This window comes from Paenibacillus vietnamensis (assembly GCF_020169515.1).
Taxonomy (GTDB): domain Bacteria; phylum Bacillota; class Bacilli; order Paenibacillales; family Paenibacillaceae; genus Pristimantibacillus; species Pristimantibacillus vietnamensis.
Map to the genome: position 1 here is coordinate 451,021 of NZ_JAHMHW010000002.1, position 16,803 is coordinate 467,823.

The window sequence follows — 16,803 nt, forward strand, 5'->3', positions numbered from 1 at the left end:
AGAGTGAGTGATTTACAGACTACCTCTATAAATAATCACTTCATTCTAGTGCCAATTAGGACGAGAGCTACATATATGACGATAGCAATCGAATCGATTAATGTATCCGATAGGGCCGAGACGTCATGAAATGCCGTTACACCAACAATGACCGCAAGCCGGACGATCAGAATCGTTACGATCATCCATGCGGCAAAACGGATTTTTGATCGGTCGTTTTTCAAGGACATGATAATAAATACGATGCCGAAGACCAGATTTTCCGCTGTGATGATATGCCAGACATACGTGAATACCGTGTGGGTATCCGCGGATATCTCCCCTACGCCGAGTGCGGGCAGTACGGCGGATTGCCCGTTCCATGCATGCGTGACGGCAAACAGCATCGCCAGAATGCCTGCAATCAGATAATAAAAATTGCTAATCCTGATGTTCGCCACATCCCTCCGTGGTAATTTCCAGTCCCTTCCTTCCAATATCTTTGTAAATCTCGCGGACGAACTCTGCCAATCGCCGATCACTTTCCTCATTCAAGTTTCTTAACGTTTTGGCTGCAGCGTCGAGCAGCAGGCTCACCTTTTCCAGATGGGCAATCTTCTTGCGCGTTTCTTCCTTCTTGGCATCGAGAAAAGCGGCTACCTCTTCGCAGTATGCGGGGTCGATATTTTTCATTCTGTGGAAACCAAACTTCCCCCTTAGTTCGTCAAGAGAAAAGTCCGCATCCTGCATGATCTGAATATTCATCAAGTCGATAAGATCGTCCTTCGAATACCTGCGGTACCGATTTTTTTCCCGGGACGGCGATACGATCCCGATCCGGTCATAGTACCGAAGTGTATCCTTCGGGATGCCAAGTAACCGCGAAACCTCTTGGATCGAATAAAGTTTTTCCATGTACTCAACATATCATTGGAGTTGACTCCAATGTCAAGACTTTTTAGACCCGATTATTCTGCCTGAGAGTTACCTCCGCGCCACTACTTGTCACTAAGAAACACGCGAATGACTATATCCTGATCATGATTTCCGAAGCCTGCACCATAAATCGTCAATCCCCCAATATGAACGGCTTCCTCGTCAACGGCGAAACGCAACGTCCAGAACGGTTCACGCAGCTTGATCTCCGCTACGGTCACGTCTGACATCCGCTCTCCATCTATAAACGTTCCCAAGGCGTCAATGCGGATCGTCTTTAATAGTCCGTATTGATTCACATTTCGATGCCACCACTCCGGTGTATATCTTCCGCGCGCAGCTCTTCCGAAATCAGCCGGGCTTGTCCAGGTCCCAAGGGTAATGCCGTTAAATGTGAACGTGATATCCGATGGCCAATGATCCCTCAAGCCTGGCGCTTCTGAAGCTATTTCCATAGAAATTTCAATGGCAGCGGCGGTTTGATCAGGAAGCAAATCGTTAGGTGTTTTGTACTCCACATAGCCTTTCCCAAACCAAAGGATGGCCGCATGAACCCGCTCGGGATCGAGAAAGTAGCGAGGGTCGTCCCAAATTCCGATTTCTTTTTCGCGCGTCCCGAGTCCGCAGGTAGGATGGACTTCAAAAGAGGTGTAATGCCCTACCGAAATCGTCTGTTCTCTGATTCTTGCATTCCTTCCAGCGGTTGGCAGCTCGATCTCGATGTTTTTTTCTTTAAGGAAACACAGCTTGTGCGTCCCGCCATTAAGACGTATTCTCCGGCTCCCGATCAATCCGGCTTGCTCGAGCTTTCGAATATGCATGGTGACGATAGAAGGACTGAGTTCTAACACAGCCGCAATGTCCTTGACGTTCATTTCGTTGTCAGCGAGCAAGTCCATCATTTTCCACCTGACCTCGCTTGCCAGCGCTTCGTATAACGGCATGAAGCGCAGCCCTCCGTTCGCTTTGATCATCATCACAATCTCCTGACCGCATTTGTTAAAATCACATATATATTAATTTAATGAATTTCCCCTCAACTATCAACCCGGATCCATTGCAAGTATTTGTGCGATAGTGTTTAATTTCATTATCTGTACGAGTCCTGTTGGATTCTTGTATTTGCGAATTAAAGAAGAAGAGGTGGAACAATGAAATACAATAACCCGGTCATTAAAGGCTTTTACCCGGACCCAAGCATCTGCAAAGCGGACGGCGCCTATTATCTGGTGTGCAGTTCCTTTCAGTATTTCCCTGGCGTCCCGATTTTTGAAAGTAAAGATTTAATTAACTGGACGCAAATCGGCCATTGCCTAACCCGAAAAAGCCAGATTCAGCTGGACACCGTCAATAGCTCCGGCGGCGTGTTCGCTCCTACTATCCGTTACAACAATGGGCGGTTTTATATGACCACGACCAACGACACCACGCGTCAAAATTTCTACGTATGGACTGACGATATTTACGGGGAATGGTCCGAGCCGGTTTTTGTCGATCAAGGGGGGATCGATCCGGATTTGTATTTCGAAGACGGTAAAGCTTTTTTTATGAGCAACGGGACAGACGATTACGGTGTCGGGGGAATCGTGCAATGTGAAATCGACATTGAAACGGGCCGTAAATTGACGCCGAGCCGGTCGGTATGGCAAGGAACGGGCGGACGTTATTTGGAAAGCCCTCATCTTTACAAAATTAATGGACGTTATTACCTGCTGGCAGCCGAAGGCGGAACCGAATATGGCCATATGGTCACTTATGCCCGGGGAGACTCCCCTTCCGGCCCCTTCAAAGCCTATCCGCAAAATCCCGTTCTGACGAATCGGAATTTGGGCGGCTACGAGCTGCAGGGAGTCGGTCATAGCGACCTGATTCAAGATGACGAAGGAAACTGGTGGCTCTTTCATTTGGGCTTCCGTCAGATTGGCCGGTGGCTTACCTTTCATCACCTTGGCCGTGAAGTATTCCTTACGCCGGTTACCTTCGGCGAGGACGGCTGGTTTACCGCCGGGCATAACGGCACGACGCTTACAAGCTTTGAGACCGATCGTATCCCGGACACGGTCATTCAACAGGAGAAGAAGGTTTATACGTTTGAGAACACGGATTGGAATTTGGACTGGTGTTATCTTCGCCATCCCGCAACGGAAAATTATCGGTTAGAGCAAGATAAAGCAACGCTGCTGGGAACCGAATTGACGCTTGATGTACCCGCTTCTCCGACGTTTATCGGCATACGCCAAATGGATTTCCGCGCAGCAATCTCTTGCGATGTAAGTCTTACGAACGGTGAAGCCGGCATCTCGCTTTATATGGATGAACATCATCATTATGATTTGGCTGTTCGCAAAGATGAGAGCGGGTATAAGGTTATTGAGCGTCTTAATATCGGTGATATCAAATCAATCGAGAACGAAGTGGAGCTCGGAGCTGACAATCATGCCGCTCTGATTATAAAGGCAAGTCATGAACGTTACAGCTTCTTCGTCCATGCGGACGGCAAGGAGATCCTCCTGGGCACGGCGCAAACGAAATACCTATCTTCGGAAGTTGCCGGAGGCTTCACAGGAGTCGTCATTGGTTTATATGTCTATGGGGAAAACTCTTTGGCTGAGTTTTCCAATTTTAAATGCAAGTATGAATGATTCCTGATTCAAAACTACAAGAACTTAAAAAGACAGATTAGAGGGGCAGCGTTATGCATGCCCCTCTAATCTGTCTTAATTTATTACTCCATAACTTAACCCGGTCCCGAACAAGCTCCGAATATTCCTGCTCCATTTTTTCTGCACCTGCATCGTTTAATTCTTGAAGGAACTGATCATAAAGAGTATCGAATTTCGACGGGTCCGCAATAATGAGTTCAGGAATACGCTTCCGGACAATCTCTTCTATCTTCTTATAGGTGATCGTTATATTAGAATCAATTGGAGGAGAAAAAAGATACGCGGATCAAGAAGCTGTTCAAAACCTTGAAAATGAGTTGGAAAAACATAAGAAAACAAAAGAGGACGAGGATTAAATGTGAACTTGTGTGAACGTCCCGTCATTTCGATGGAAAACAGGAAAATAAGGAATAAAAAAACCCTTACGGGGTAAGGGTTTTGAAGGTATGGAGCCTAGGGGGATCGAACCCCTGACCTCATCGCTGCCAGCGATGCGCTCTCCCAGCTGAGCTAAGGCCCCGTGTGACGACAAGAATGATCTTACCATACGGTCGTCCGAGGTGTCAATCTTTTTTTTCCAATATACCGTTGAGAGGATGTTTAGAGAGGAGATTGTTGAGCTCCTTCATGAACATGTCGATGTCTTTGAATTGGCGATAAACGGATGCGAAACGGACATAGGCAACCTCGTCAACCGGATACAGCTCGTTCATGACCAGTCCGCCGATGTCGCTGCTCTCAACCTCGGCCAAAGCGGTGGTGCGCAGCTCCTTCTCGACCTCGGATACGATGACCTCGAGACGTTCGACCGGGACCGGACGCTTCTCGCATGCGCGGATGAGCCCGCGAAGGATTTTATCGCGGCTGAATTCTTCGCGGCTTCCGTCCTTCTTGATGACGATCAGCGGCGTCTCCTCAATCATTTCGAAGGTCGTGAAGCGGCGGCTGCACTTCTCGCATTCACGGCGGCGGCGAATGGATTTGTTCTCGTTAGCCGGCCTGGAATCTAACACTTTTGTTCCGGCATTGTCGCAATATGGGCATTTCATGTTGCGTATAGCCTCCTTTCACGGACGATAAAACGATTTCTCAAACAAAATAAATTTCCAGCGAATTCCTGTAATGAACTTTAGATTTTTGCACATAATACATTTACCAACCACATAGGAGGTGAACATACATGAGCGCATCCCGCAGCAGTAACCAATTGGTTGTACCGCAAGCGACAGCTGCCCTTGACCAAATGAAATTCGAAGTTGCTCAAGAGCTTGGCATCGCTATTCCGCAAGACGGATACTACGGCAACATGGCTACAAAAGACGCTGGCTCGATCGGTGGTTTCATCACTCGTCGTCTGGTGCAAATTGCCGAGCAATCCCTTGCTGGACAATTCAAATAATGATTCATTACATGATGTATGAATGAACGGAAGCTTTGGCCGGGCTCGTCTTTTAAGGGACGAGCCTCCAAGGCTTCATTTTATTTACGCACGTTATATTTCACTCAGAAGCTCGGATATAGGTCTTTGTATTTATTATAATAATAAATGACCCGTTGTACATAGTGCCGGGTTTCGCCGAACGGAATTTTCTTCACATTGTCCAGCTCCCCGTCCCATACACCGGTATCCAGCCATTTTTTCACATTTCCAGGACCCGCGTTATAGGCGGCTACCGCCGCGATTTTGTTATCGTCAAACTGATCCATCAATGAATTCAAATACCACGATCCAACTTCGATGCTGACATCCGCCCGATGGCGCAGCATATCCTCCGTCACTTCCTTGAAGCCGGCCTTCTGTACAACCCAGGTTGCCGTGTCCGGCATAATTTGCATTAAACCTAAAGCTCCCTTCCTCGAATCCTTGCCTGTCCGAAAATTGGTCTCGCTTCGAATGACCGCGGCAACCAAATGAGGCTCCACGCCGTAATTGGAGGCGCTCGCGCGGATATCCTCCTTATAATAAACCGGGTACATCCAGGTCGCAAGCCAATGCGATTTCAAAAAAAGGATCGTCAGAAGTCCGAGCAGCAGAAACAGCAGAACTCTTTTCTTCAGCAGATATCTCATGGCAAACCCTGACTTTTCCAAAAAAGATCAAGCTGCCGCTTCGTCTCCTCCAAGGTGCCGCTGTTGTCGATCACCCAATCGGCGAGCTCCTTTTTTTGTTCGATATCCAGCTGAAGGGAAATGCGGCGCTGCGCTTCTTCCTCCGATACCGAGTTGCGCTCCATCAAGCGGCTTTTCTGCACGCGTTCCGGAACGTATACAACCATAATTCCCTCGTACAAATCTTGCTGCTTTGTTTCGTACAAGAGCGGAATATCCGCCACGACCAATCGCCTTGGAAACTGCTCCGCGTACGTATGTATGCGCTGCTGCATCGTTCTGCGGATGGCCGGATGCAGGATCGCCTCAAGCTGTGTCAGCTTCTCTTTGTCTCGAAAGACGATTTCGCCCAGCGCTTTGCGGTTCAGCGAACCGTCACGCTCAAGCACGGCTTGTCCAAACGCAGAGGCGATTGCCTCCAGCGCCGGCTCTCCGGGAAGCACGACCTCCCTCGCGACTTGATCGGCATCGACCAGCAGTGCGCCGCGATCAACGAGCATCTTAGCCACTGTGCTTTTGCCGCTGGCAATACCGCCGGTTAATCCGATTATCATCCCACTCACCTCAATCTATAACAGCTTCATGATTCCCATCATTATCAATAATAATCCCGGCAAAAAAGATAAAGCCTGCATGCCCTTCCATGCGGAAAAACGAAAGCCGAACCGCATCCCGCCGACAAGAAACACAGCGCTCGCCAGCGCAATCGTCAAAGCCGTCGGCAAAGCAGGTATGCCGATCATCGCAGCACCAAGGCCCGCTCCGAAAGCATCGAGCGACAAAGCGACGCCAAGCATAATGGCTTCCGATGCCGATATAATGCCCGACTTGTCAACGTCGGCCGCTTGCGGCGTCCGCAAAATTTGAATGACTAATCCGAGACGCTTCAGCTCGACCATGACGACCAGTGCGGTTCCGGACAGCTCGCCGATTCCCGGTTTTACGCGGACTGCTGTCGAAGGATCGTCCAGGTCTGCGAAGCTTTCCGAATCGGCCGCCTCCCTGTTCTGCTTGCCCCGCTTCAGCTGGAGCAGCGCCCAGCCTCCAATGACGATCAGCACGGAAGCTCCTATCAAGCGTGCGGCGAACTCCGATAAATACCCTGTCAGCCAGCTGCCGACCTGCATCGACAAATAAATAATTAAGCCCGAGCAGCATGCAATGATGAATACCGATAGCAAAGGGATCCGGATCCGGCGCAGGCCGTACGTAACTCCTACTCCAAATCCGTCCAGACTAACGGCGAATGCAAGCACCAACAACGACGCAACATGCGCGAACAATCGTAAAGTCCCTCCCTGCACGGCGGATGCGAGCCTCAAGACCTTCGCTTGAGTGGTCATCCGCCTATTGGTCGTAACAGAACCATCATATGCAGAGAGAATTTGTCTGTGCATGCGGCAGGGAAATCCTATTGCGGCGCCGCTTGCTTCGTCTTGGGAATCGGCTGGCATTTTCCGCAAATATGCGTACCTCTGCCGCCGACCGTGAACTTCAGGATCGGTTTGCTGCAGGAAGGACAAGGCTCGTCCTTCCTGCCGTATACGAGCAGCTGATGCTGGAACATGCCCATCTCGCCTTGGCCGTTGACGTAGGACTTGATCGATGATCCTCCCGCGTCAACCGCCCTGGAAAGCGTGGCGCGGATCGCTTCGTGCAGCCTCTTCCATTCAGCCGGCTTAAGCGTATCCGGCGACCGCTCCGGATGAATGCGCGCTTGAAAAAGCGCCTCGTCCACATATATGTTGCCAAGACCGACGATATGCTCCTGATTGAGGAGCAGCGGCTTAATCTTGGACGTACGTTTTGCGAGCCTGCTCTGCAGAGCGTCAAGCGTAAAACCCGGCTCCAGCGGCTCGATTCCCAGCTTGTTAAGCGGAGGCAGCCGCAGCTCCTCGCCCGGCTCGAACAGATGCATCGTCCCGAACTGGCGTACGTCCTTGTAACGAAGATCCGTTCCGTCGTCAAAATGAAAAATGACATGCGTATGAAGCTCGACGGGCTCCTCCGACGGGAATACCCCGTAGCGTCCCTCCATCCTCAAATGGGACACGAGCACAAGGCCGTCCAGCATAATGCGCAAAAACTTGCCCCGGCGCTCGACCGTCTCGATCGTACGGCCGGCCAGGGCGTCCGCGAACTGCTCAGGCTCGGCAGGCCGCTGTATAATACGCGGCAGCCTGACGGTTACCGCTTTGATCTTTTTCCCGGAGACAAGCTCCATTAACGTTCGTCTTACCGTTTCTACTTCCGGCAATTCAGGCATTTCTCCTCACCTCATCCACCATTATAAGAAAAATCGGCAGTGAAGTCACTGAAGAGAAGCGAATGTTCGGCATTGTAAAATTTTTTTAATGTTTGCCTGTGAACCGCAAATATACACTATTTGGCTTCATACCAGTTCAAGCCGTAGCTCACATCCGCCCTCAGCGGAACGTCCAGCTTCAGCGCTCCGGCCATCGTCGCCGGCACCAGAGTTTTCATCTCTTCAAGCTCCTCTTCCGGCACCTCGAATACCAATTCGTCATGCACTTGAAGCAGCATGCGGCTTTTGAGCTTGCGCTGGCGGAGCTCGGCATCCATATGCACCATGGCCAGCTTGATAATATCGGCGGCCGTTCCTTGAATCGGCGTATTCATAGCGGTCCGTTCCGCGAAGGAACGAAGGTTGAAGTTAGAAGCGTTAATGTCGTTCAAGTACCGCCTGCGGTCAAGCAAGGTCGTCACGTAGCCGTCGCGCCTTGCGTCTTTTTTGATATCGTCCATGAACTGGCGGACGCCTTTGAATACTTCAAAATATTGCTCGATAAATTGGCCGGCTTCCTTCCTTGTGATGCCCAGGTTTTGCGAAAGCCCGAAATCGCTGATCCCGTAAACGATGCCGAAGTTGACGGCCTTCGCTTGGCGGCGCATATTCGAATCCACCTGCTCCGCCGGCACGCCGAACACGTCCATCGCGGTTTTCGTATGGATATCCATATCCTGTATAAACGCTTCCTTCAAGTTCTCGTCGCCGGAAATATGAGCGAGCACCCGAAGCTCGATTTGCGAATAATCCGCGGCCAAAATGTACCAGCATGGCTCGGACGGCACGAACGCTTTACGGATTTTGCGGCCTTCCTCCAGCCGGATCGGAATGTTCTGCAGGTTCGGAAACTGGCTGCTCAGCCGCCCCGTTGCCGCAATCGTCTGGCGGTAATACGTATGGATTTTTCCCGTGCCGCCCCGGATCTCCTTCAGCAAGCCTTCCACATAGGTCGATTGCAGCTTGGCGAGCTGGCGGTAATGTAAAATAAGAGGGACGATATCGTGATACTTGGCCAGCTCCTCCAACACTTCAGCGTCCGTCGAATAACCCGTTTTGGTTTTCTTGTAGGCGGGCAAGCCCAGCTTCTCAAACAAAATTTCACCCAGCTGCTTAGGCGATCCGATGTTGAATTCGGTCCCCGCAAGCCGGTAAATGTCCGTAACGATGGTCGACAGCTGACGCTCCAGGTCACTTCCGAGCGCCTCCAGCTCTTCCTTCTCCACCTTGATCCCCATATGCTCCATACCGGCCAAAATCCGGGACAACGGCTGCTCCAGGTCAAAATACAGCCCGCTCATGCTGGTACGGTCAAGCTCCTCGGTCAAAATCGGCACCAATTTGCGCACCGCTTCAGCCTTCAAGGCTAGATGGCGGAACAAGGCATCCTTCTCGGGAAGCTTGAATTTGGCGCCTTTCCCATAGATGGCTTCATCGGACGGGAGAGCCGGCAAGCCGCGTTTATCGTTAATCAGGCTGAGCGACTGTCCAGATTCCGTCGGATCGAGCAAATAAGCGGCAAGCTGCACGTCGAACGCAATGCCGTCAAACGCGATGCCGCTCCACAGCAGCGCCAGCTCCGCTTTATGAAGATCAAAGCCGTATTTCGGCTTATCCGCCTGCTCCAGCCACTCACGAAGCTTGACGGCGAAGGGCTGTCTTAACGCATCGTAAGGCAGCGCATATACGGCATCCTCCGTCGATACCGCAAGGCCGACAAGCTCGGCGTGATGCGGATTTTCGCCGATCGCTTCTATGTACAAGCCGGTGCTTCCCTCTGTCTCAAGCGTTTGGAGCAGCTGCTCCAGCACTGCCGCATCGTTGTCGGACTCAATCACGCGGATATTCAGCTCCGCGGCGGATTGCTGCGCGGCTTGCGCCGCCGCTTCCGCATCCTCGCCCAGCTCGAGACGATCGATGAGCGACTTGAATTCCAGCTTGCGGAACGCCTCGCCCAGCTTTGCTCCATCATAGCCGGAATACTGGAGCTCGTCCGTACTTTTATCGATCGGCACCTCGCGGAAAATCGTCGCAAGCCTCTTGCTCATGACCGCATCTTCCTTGTGCGTCTCGATATTTTCCTTCTGCTTGCCCTTCAGCTTGTCCAAGCCGTCCAGCACGCCTTCGACCGAGCCGAACTCATGCAGCAGCTTCAGCGCCGTCTTCTCGCCGATGCCGGGCACGCCCGGGATGTTGTCGGACACGTCGCCCATCAAGCCCTTCAAATCGATAATTTGCATCGGCTTCAGCCCGTATTTCTCCTCAATAGCTGCAGGCGAATACAGATCGACGTCGCTGACGCCTTTGCGCGTTACCGCCACCGTGACGTTGTCCGAAGCCAGCTGCAGCATATCTTTATCACCGGTCACGACGACGGCGGGCACTCCCTTCTCATCAGCGGCTTTCGTCAGCGTGCCGATGATGTCGTCGGCCTCGTAGCCGGAAATTTCGTACTGAGCGATGCTGAACGCATTCAGCAGGTCCTTCAGGACGGGAAACTGCTCCGACAGCTCGGGCGGCGTCTTCTGCCTGCCCCCTTTATATTCGGTATAGCCTTCATGGCGGAACGTCACCTTGCCCGCATCAAACGCGACAAGCACATGCGTCGGCTTTTCCTGCTCTAGCAGCTTTAACAGCATCGTCGTAAATCCGAAAATCGCGTTCGTATGCAAGCCGGCCGAATTCGTAAGCGGCGGCATCGCAAAAAACGCGCGGTAAGCAATACTGTTACCGTCTATCAGCATCCATTTTTCCATTTGGCATCAGCACCTTCTTTTTCGTGGCATACATACCGTTCATTATACCACAAAATGGACATTCCCCAACCTGCGGCCAGCCGGATTAAGCCGTATCACCGGTATTCACCTGCTCTACGACAGAAAGGGAGCAGGTTTGCCGAGCAGATACCCCTGTGCATAATGGACGCCCAATTCGCGGACCTTTTCAAGTTCCTCCTCCTGCTCGATCCCTTCGGCGATAACCGAAATGCCCATCTTGTCGGCCAGCTGCAGCAGCGTCAGCAAGATATGCTCCTTCAGTTCGTCACTGTGGATGTTTTGGATGATGGAGCGGTCTACTTTAATATAGTCGGGACGAAGGAGAGCGACCGATTGAAGCGAAGAGTAGCCGGCCCCCACGTCGTCGATCGCGATTTGATAGCCCTGGCTGCGGTAATGCTCGAGCGCTTTTTTCACAATGTCAAAATCTTCGATAGAGCTGCGTTCCGTTATTTCGAATACGATATGATGCGGCGACAAATGGTACTGCTCAAGGAGGCTGAGCGTCTGTCCCGGCGAGAAGCCCGGATCCTCCATAATTTGTGCCATAACATTGATGAACAGCTTCTGATTCGGCCGAAGCTTCGCACAGCCTTCGATCGCCTTCTCCCTTGCAAGCCGGTCCAGCGAATAAGTGAGGCCCTCCTCACGGGCGAACATGAACAGTTCCATCGGACCCGGGAACCATTCTTTCTCCTGAATCCGTGCAAGCGCCTCATAACCAAACACTTCGCCTTCACCGCACAGCGAAACGATCGGCTGGTATACCGGGGCGATAAGACGCCTCTCCAGCAGCCGGTCGATCGCGCGCCGCTTCAAGCCGCGCTCCATCGCGCAAGCCGAGCCGCCGTTCAGCAGCGCTTTTTTCATCGCCGCGTACCACTTCACTCCGGCGCTTCCCGGCGGTTCCGCAGCGACGACGGCGACTCCCGCATGCAGCCTGCCGTGGAGTACGGCACGATCCTCCGGCCGCAGCATACCGACAAACCGCTGCTCCAGCTCCTCCTTTTGTCTGTAGGCGAGCTCCAGCAGCCAGCCCTCGAGACAGTCCCGGCTGCCGGAAGGCAGGCTCATCCGCACATATAAATCATCCTTCATCCATTGGATACCCTCGTAGAGCAATGAGGTGCCCCAGAACGATTTCGCTTCCCGCTCTGCAAAGGAGCGCCAAGTCTCCTGCAGTCTGCCGGTCCGTTCCGAACGGGGCCAATCCGCGAAATTCCAGGACAAATAAATCATGCCCAGATGCCCGGATCCTATTTTACCAATGCTATTTTGCGGCACTGCCGCCTGTAATCGTCTCAAATCCGTTTCGTTCCTCTCCACCGTGCATTCCTGCCGTTTTGCAGCCGGCAAACGCGTGCCTATGCTGTTTTACCTGTTACTATATCAAGCGAATGTGAACGCAGCTGCACGGAAGCGTAAACTACAGGTAAAAAACGACATCCTCTTTGTTAATTCGACAAAAAAACAACATTAAAAAAGACCGTTTCAGCAATTTTATGCCTTAACGGTCATCGTTTAAGCTTTCGCCTTACACGTTGAGGTCCGGTCTGCTTCCTGTTACAAGGTAAACGACGCTTTCCCCGATGTTCGTCGCATGATCGCCGAAGCGCTCCAAATAACGTCCGACAAAGCTGAGCAGCGACGCTTGCGTAATGTTCCGCGGATTTTCCATCATCAGCGAATACAGCTCGCGGGTGATCTGTCCGTACAAGGCATCGACCTGATCGTCGTCCTTCGCCATTTTGTAAGCGAGGTCTACGTTTTCCTGAATGAACGATTGGATCGATTCATACGTCATCGTCTGTACGATTTCCGCCATGCGCGGCAGATCGATCAGCGGCTTGATGAGCGGCTGGCCGTCCAGACGCTGTACGACCTTTGCAACGTCGACCGCAAGATCGCCCATTCTCTCCAGGTCGCTTGCGATTTTGAAGGCGGACAATATGCGGCGCAAATCCTTGGCCACCGGCTGCTGGGTTGCGATCAGCCTGGATCCGGTCTCGGTAATTTTTTCCTCCATCTGATTGAGCTTCGGATCATTCGCGATTACTTCCTTCGCTTGCTCCAAATCCCCTTTTTTCAAAGCCGCGATCGCATCCGCAAGCGCCTGCTCGACGAAGTTCCCCATCTCGATAATTAAATTGTGAAGCTGCTCCAGCCCTTGGTCGAATTCCTTACGCTTTGTCATCATCCAGACAGTCCTCCTTAGTATGTGAGATCCGGCTTAGCCGAATCTTCCGCTGATATAATCTTCCGTTCGCTGATCCGACGGATTGGAGAACAGCTTCTCCGTTTCCGAATATTCAACAACTTCGCCGTTCAAGAAGAATACCGTCTGATTCGATACGCGAGCGGCCTGATGCATGTTGTGGGTAACCATGACGATCGTGTATTTATCCTTAAGCTCCTGGGCGAGCTCTTCGATCTTCAGCGTAGAGATCGGATCAAGCGCCGATGTCGCCTCGTCCATGAGCAGAATGCTCGGGTTAACCGCAAGCGCGCGGGCAATGCAGAGACGCTGCTGCTGTCCGCCGGAGAGCCCAAATGCGGAGCGCTTCAGATGGTCCTTGACTTCGTCCCACAAGGCGGCCGACTTCAGGCTCGTTTCCACGATTTCGTCCAGCTGTTTTTTGCCGGTAATGCCATGAAGCCTCGGGCCGTAAGCAACATTGTCATAGATCGATTTCGGAAAAGGATTCGGCTGCTGGAACACCATGCCGACTTTTTTGCGCAGTGTCTCTACGTCAACCTCGTTCGAATAAATTTCCGTACCGCCGATCGACAGGCCGCCCTCGATGCGGGTTCCCGGAATCATGTCGTTCATACGGTTCAATGTCCTGAGCAGCGTCGATTTGCCGCAGCCCGACGGTCCGATAAAAGCCGTAATCGCCTTCTCGGGAATCGTCAGCGTTACATTCTTCAAAGCGTGGAAGGCTCCGTAATACAAGTTTAGTTGATTTATATTAATTAATGCTTCCATATATCGTTGTCCTCCTCAAAAATAAATGGCGGTTGCCGTGCCGTGTCTTTTAAACGTTTTTCTGATACTTGTTGCGAAGCAGGATCGCCGAGAAATTCATTAGCAAGAGCAGCACAAGCAAAACGATAATACCGCTGGCCGCAAGCTCCTTGAATTCAGCCTGAGGCTTGGACAGCCAGTTGTACACTTGAATCGGAATAACGGTGAACGAATCTCTGAGGCCTTCAGGCAAAAAGGCGACATAAGTCAAAGCGCCGATCATGACGAGCGGAGCCGTTTCCCCGATCGCTCTCGACATTGCGAGGATGACGCCTGTCAATACACCGGGCAGAGCGGACGGCATAACCGAGCGTGAGACGGTTTGCCATTTAGTCGCGCCAAGGGCAAACGATGCGTCGCGTCTGGATTTCGGAACGGCGCGGATCGCTTCCTGTGCGGAGACGATGATGATCGGCAGCACGAGCAGCGTCATCGTCAAAGCGCCTGCGATCAGGCTGCGGTCAAGCGCGAGCAGTCTTACGAAAAGGGCCAGGCCCAAAATGCCGTATACGATCGACGGCACACCGGCCAGAGTACTGATGTTCAGCTGGATCATACGCGTGAACCAACCTTTTTTCGCGTATTCTTCCAAATAAATCGCCGCCCCGACGCCGAAAATAAAGGAAACGGGCGCCATGATGAGCAGCATATAGATCGTGCCGACCAAAGCGGATTTCATGCCGGAGCCTTCCGCTTTACGCGAAGGAAAGTTCGTGAACAAATCAGGCTGCAGGCGTGCGATCCCATCGATCAGAATGTCAATAATCAAGGCGCATAACGCGATAACTCCGACAGAGGTAGCGACTACGAACAAAATGTGCAGAAGCCAATCGGTTCTTCGCCTGCCGGCTATCTGTCTGCGGTTGGCGTCTTGGAAAATGTTCATGCTAGTACTCCTCCCTGAATTTTCTCGCGATATACTGGGCAAATATATTGAGCAGGAACGTAATGACGAACAACGTCATGCCGACTGCAAAAATCGAACCGTATTCCACGGAACCGTGTGGCGTGTCCCCGAGACTAACCTGCACGATATAAGCGGTCATCGTCTGGATGCTGTCCAGTGGATTGGCCGTCAGATTCGGCGTCGAGCCTGCCGCCAGCGTTACGATCATCGTCTCGCCGATCGCGCGGGAGAATGCTAAGACAGCCGAAGCGACGATCCCGGAAAACGCTGCGGGAACGACGATTTTCAAAGCGACCTCAAAACGTGTCGCTCCAAGCGCGTATGCCCCGTCACGAAGGCTTCTAGGCACGGCCGACATCGCATCCTCGCTCAGAGAGCAGACCATCGGAATAATCATAATGCCGACTACGATGCCCGCGCTGAGCGCGTTGAATACGCCTGCGCTGCTAAATACGCTTTGGATGATCGGCGTAATAAGGCTGAGTGCGAAATACCCATATACGATCGTCGGAATGCCTGCCAGCACCTCGAGAACCGGCTTTACGACCTTGCGAACGCCCTTTGGCGCATATTCGGACAAATAAATGGCGCTTGCGAGGCCGAGCGGAATCGCGACCAGACAGGCGATCAACGTAATCATAAGCGTGCCTGACAGCAGCGGAAGGACGCCGTAGCTTTTCGGCGGGATCAGCGGTGACCATTTCGTACCGAACAAGAAATCAAAAATCGGTATTTTTTGAAAGAAGCTGTAAGTTTCCGTAATCAGAGTGACGACGATACCGATCGTCGTCAGTATGGATACGGAAGCGCATAGGAACAAAAGAACGGGCATCACCATGTTCATGATGCTAACTTTTTTATTTTTGAACTCATATAATTCCTTGTGTGCGGTATTCGTCTGATCTATCGCGTTCAGAGCTTGCCTTGGCATACCAACGTCCTCCCTCTTGCCTTTACAATTCGTTTACATATGTGTCGTGAAAAATGTGATGTCCCGCGAGACACCACATTTCTCATCAAGCTTGCTTAATGTTTCAGTTCTTATTGAAGCTTCGCTGCTTCCGTTGCGTATTGCTCATCCGGAAGAGCTACGTAACCGACTTCGCCAGCCAATGGACCGATATTATTGATGTAGTAATTAGCGAATTCCTTCACTTCTGGACGCTCAAGCTCTTTGTTGTTCAGGTAGATGAAGAGCGGACGGGACAACGGTGCGTACGAGCCGTCTTTGATCGTGTCATAAGTCGGAGCAATCGGGCCGGAACCGCCGTCGATCGGAACAACCTTCAGCTTGTCAGCATTTTCTTCGAAGTAAGCGAAGCCGAAGTAGCCGATGCCGTACTTGCTGCCGGATACGCCTTGTACAAGCGCGTTGTCGTCTTCACTGAATGTAATAGCTTCATCGTTGCGGATGCCCGCTTTATCAAGAATCGCTTCGTTAAAGTAGTCATAAGTGCCGGAATCCGCGCCTGGCGAGAAGAATACAATCGGTTCTGCAGGCCATGTGTCGCGAACGTCTTTCCAAGTTTTTACCGTGCTGCCCGTTACGAAAATTTTGTTCAGTTCTTCAACCGTCAGGTGATCGATAAAGTCGTTGTCTTTGCTTACAACAACGGACAAACCGTCAAACGCAACTGTCAGTTCCGTGTACTCGATGCCTGCGTCTTTGCACACTGTCGCTTCTTCGTCCTTGATCGGACGGGATGCGTCTGCAATCGCAATTTCGCCTGCGCAGAACTGCTTGAAGCCGCCGCCTGTGCCGGATACGCCTACCGGTACGCGAACGTCCGGGTGTTCTTTGTTAAACTCTTCTGCAGCTGCTTCCGTAAGCGGGAACACCGTGCTCGAGCCGTCAACTTTAATTTCGCCGGACAATTTAACGTCGCCGGAAGGAGCGTTCGACGCCGCATTTGTTGGAGCGTTGGTCGCTGCGCCTTCTTCGTTACCGCTGTTTGCGTTGTTGCCGCATGCTGCCGTGAATACCATTGCCGCCACCATCGCCGACATCAAGATCCCCTTAAAGCTTTTTCTGTTTAACAACTCTACCACTCCTTGTAAAATGTCTACCGGGGACAGCCCCTGTGCCTTTTATACTACTAGCC

Annotated in this window: 17 protein-coding genes and 1 tRNA gene; 2 read left to right on the forward strand and 16 right to left on the reverse strand. The window is 51.8% G+C overall.

Translation table 11 applies throughout. The features are described 5' to 3' along the window. Positions 1 to 35: 35 nt before the first annotated feature. The 3 genes from KP806_RS07160 to KP806_RS07170 form a co-directional block, all read right to left on the reverse strand. Positions 36 to 386: a hypothetical protein gene (locus KP806_RS07160; protein WP_263575626.1), complete on the reverse strand. Its 351-nt coding sequence runs from the start codon at positions 384 to 386 to the stop codon at positions 36 to 38. A 34-nt stretch (positions 387 to 420) separates the two neighbouring features. Next, positions 421 to 894 carry a MerR family transcriptional regulator gene (locus tag KP806_RS07165; protein ID WP_224722886.1) on the reverse strand — a complete coding sequence of 158 codons (474 nt, stop codon included), beginning with the start codon at positions 892 to 894 and terminating at the stop codon, positions 421 to 423. An 83-nt stretch (positions 895 to 977) separates the two neighbouring features. After that, positions 978 to 1,889 carry an ArsR/SmtB family transcription factor gene (locus KP806_RS07170; protein WP_224722887.1) on the reverse strand — a complete coding sequence of 304 codons (912 nt, stop codon included), beginning with the start codon at positions 1,887 to 1,889 and terminating at the stop codon, positions 978 to 980. Between the two features lie 177 nt (positions 1,890 to 2,066). Between KP806_RS07170 and KP806_RS07175 the strand changes: the two genes are divergently transcribed. Next, the gene (locus KP806_RS07175) at positions 2,067 to 3,557 is read left to right on the forward strand and encodes a glycoside hydrolase family 43 protein (protein ID WP_224722888.1); all 1,491 of its coding nucleotides are present in this window, start codon (positions 2,067 to 2,069) and stop codon (positions 3,555 to 3,557) included. A gap of 468 nt (positions 3,558 to 4,025) precedes the next feature. Here the strand turns inward: KP806_RS07175 and KP806_RS07180 are convergent. Both KP806_RS07180 and nrdR read right to left on the reverse strand, forming a co-directional pair. Beyond that, positions 4,026 to 4,098, reverse strand: a tRNA-Ala gene (locus KP806_RS07180). Between the two features lie 43 nt (positions 4,099 to 4,141). Next, positions 4,142 to 4,627, reverse strand: a complete 486-nt coding sequence (gene nrdR, locus KP806_RS07185; RefSeq protein ID WP_224722889.1) for a transcriptional regulator NrdR — start codon at positions 4,625 to 4,627, stop codon at positions 4,142 to 4,144. 131 nt (positions 4,628 to 4,758) lie between these two features. On the opposite strand from nrdR, the gene KP806_RS07190 reads away from it, so the two are divergent. Then, on the forward strand, positions 4,759 to 4,977 hold the full coding sequence (locus KP806_RS07190; protein WP_224722890.1) for an alpha/beta-type small acid-soluble spore protein: 219 nt from the start codon (positions 4,759 to 4,761) through the stop codon (positions 4,975 to 4,977). A gap of 104 nt (positions 4,978 to 5,081) precedes the next feature. On the opposite strand, the gene KP806_RS07195 is transcribed toward KP806_RS07190, so the two are convergent. From KP806_RS07195 to KP806_RS07245, 11 genes are all read right to left on the reverse strand, one after another. After that, complete coding sequence (locus KP806_RS07195) at positions 5,082 to 5,648, reverse strand: lytic transglycosylase domain-containing protein (RefSeq protein ID WP_224722891.1); 567 nt, start codon at positions 5,646 to 5,648, stop codon at positions 5,082 to 5,084. After that, entirely contained in the window at positions 5,645 to 6,241 is a 597-nt protein-coding gene (gene coaE, locus KP806_RS07200; protein ID WP_224722892.1) for a dephospho-CoA kinase, read from the reverse strand. The genes KP806_RS07195 and coaE overlap by 4 nt, the downstream gene beginning before the upstream one ends. A 15-nt stretch (positions 6,242 to 6,256) precedes the next feature. Then, on the reverse strand, positions 6,257 to 6,970 hold the full coding sequence (locus KP806_RS07205; RefSeq protein WP_224722893.1) for an MntP/YtaF family protein: 714 nt from the start codon (positions 6,968 to 6,970) through the stop codon (positions 6,257 to 6,259). 128 nt (positions 6,971 to 7,098) lie between these two features. Continuing rightward, entirely contained in the window at positions 7,099 to 7,953 is an 855-nt protein-coding gene (gene mutM, locus KP806_RS07210) for a DNA-formamidopyrimidine glycosylase (protein ID WP_224722894.1), read from the reverse strand. A gap of 116 nt (positions 7,954 to 8,069) precedes the next feature. Beyond that, on the reverse strand, positions 8,070 to 10,748 hold the full coding sequence (gene polA / locus KP806_RS07215) for a DNA polymerase I (RefSeq protein WP_224722895.1): 2,679 nt from the start codon (positions 10,746 to 10,748) through the stop codon (positions 8,070 to 8,072). 114 nt (positions 10,749 to 10,862) lie between these two features. Further along, a complete protein-coding gene (locus KP806_RS27750) occupies positions 10,863 to 12,095 on the reverse strand; it encodes an EAL domain-containing protein (RefSeq protein WP_224722896.1) in 1,233 nt (410 codons plus the stop codon). A 208-nt stretch (positions 12,096 to 12,303) separates the two neighbouring features. Further along, positions 12,304 to 12,963, reverse strand: coding sequence for a phosphate signaling complex protein PhoU (gene phoU, locus KP806_RS07225; RefSeq protein WP_224723109.1), 660 nt, complete (start codon positions 12,961 to 12,963; stop codon positions 12,304 to 12,306). Between the two features lie 36 nt (positions 12,964 to 12,999). Next, complete coding sequence (pstB, locus tag KP806_RS07230) at positions 13,000 to 13,755, reverse strand: phosphate ABC transporter ATP-binding protein PstB (protein ID WP_224722897.1); 756 nt, start codon at positions 13,753 to 13,755, stop codon at positions 13,000 to 13,002. A 49-nt stretch (positions 13,756 to 13,804) separates the two neighbouring features. Beyond that, the gene (gene pstA, locus KP806_RS07235; protein ID WP_224722898.1) at positions 13,805 to 14,680 is read right to left on the reverse strand and encodes a phosphate ABC transporter permease PstA; all 876 of its coding nucleotides are present in this window, start codon (positions 14,678 to 14,680) and stop codon (positions 13,805 to 13,807) included. A gap of 1 nt (position 14,681) precedes the next feature. After that, positions 14,682 to 15,545 (reverse strand): phosphate ABC transporter permease subunit PstC, encoded by an 864-nt coding sequence (gene pstC / locus KP806_RS07240; RefSeq protein ID WP_224723110.1) that lies wholly within the window; start codon positions 15,543 to 15,545, stop codon positions 14,682 to 14,684. A gap of 197 nt (positions 15,546 to 15,742) precedes the next feature. After that, complete coding sequence (locus KP806_RS07245) at positions 15,743 to 16,741, reverse strand: PstS family phosphate ABC transporter substrate-binding protein (protein WP_397376365.1); 999 nt, start codon at positions 16,739 to 16,741, stop codon at positions 15,743 to 15,745. Between the last annotated feature and the right edge of the window lie 62 nt (positions 16,742 to 16,803).

What these genes read in the sequence shown, in the direction of transcription:
- mutM (WP_224722894.1), bottom strand. Translation starts at nt 7,953, where the DNA reads ATGCCTGAATTGCCGGAAGTAGAAACGGTAAGACGAACGTTAATGGAG.
- KP806_RS07165 (WP_224722886.1), bottom strand. Translation starts at nt 894, where the DNA reads ATGGAAAAACTTTATTCGATCCAAGAGGTTTCGCGGTTACTTGGCATC.
- KP806_RS07190 (WP_224722890.1), top strand. Translation starts at nt 4,759, where the DNA reads ATGAGCGCATCCCGCAGCAGTAACCAATTGGTTGTACCGCAAGCGACA.
- KP806_RS07195 (WP_224722891.1), bottom strand. Translation starts at nt 5,648, where the DNA reads ATGAGATATCTGCTGAAGAAAAGAGTTCTGCTGTTTCTGCTGCTCGGA.
- nrdR (WP_224722889.1), bottom strand. Translation starts at nt 4,627, where the DNA reads ATGAAATGCCCATATTGCGACAATGCCGGAACAAAAGTGTTAGATTCC.
- KP806_RS07170 (WP_224722887.1), bottom strand. Translation starts at nt 1,889, where the DNA reads ATGATCAAAGCGAACGGAGGGCTGCGCTTCATGCCGTTATACGAAGCG.
- KP806_RS07175 (WP_224722888.1), top strand. Translation starts at nt 2,067, where the DNA reads ATGAAATACAATAACCCGGTCATTAAAGGCTTTTACCCGGACCCAAGC.
- pstC (WP_224723110.1), bottom strand. Translation starts at nt 15,545, where the DNA reads ATGAACATGGTGATGCCCGTTCTTTTGTTCCTATGCGCTTCCGTATCC.
- polA (WP_224722895.1), bottom strand. Translation starts at nt 10,748, where the DNA reads ATGGAAAAATGGATGCTGATAGACGGTAACAGTATTGCTTACCGCGCG.
- phoU (WP_224723109.1), bottom strand. Translation starts at nt 12,963, where the DNA reads ATGACAAAGCGTAAGGAATTCGACCAAGGGCTGGAGCAGCTTCACAAT.
- pstA (WP_224722898.1), bottom strand. Translation starts at nt 14,680, where the DNA reads ATGAACATTTTCCAAGACGCCAACCGCAGACAGATAGCCGGCAGGCGA.
- pstB (WP_224722897.1), bottom strand. Translation starts at nt 13,755, where the DNA reads ATGGAAGCATTAATTAATATAAATCAACTAAACTTGTATTACGGAGCC.
- KP806_RS07160 (WP_263575626.1), bottom strand. Translation starts at nt 386, where the DNA reads ATGCTGTTTGCCGTCACGCATGCATGGAACGGGCAATCCGCCGTACTG.
- coaE (WP_224722892.1), bottom strand. Translation starts at nt 6,241, where the DNA reads ATGATAATCGGATTAACCGGCGGTATTGCCAGCGGCAAAAGCACAGTG.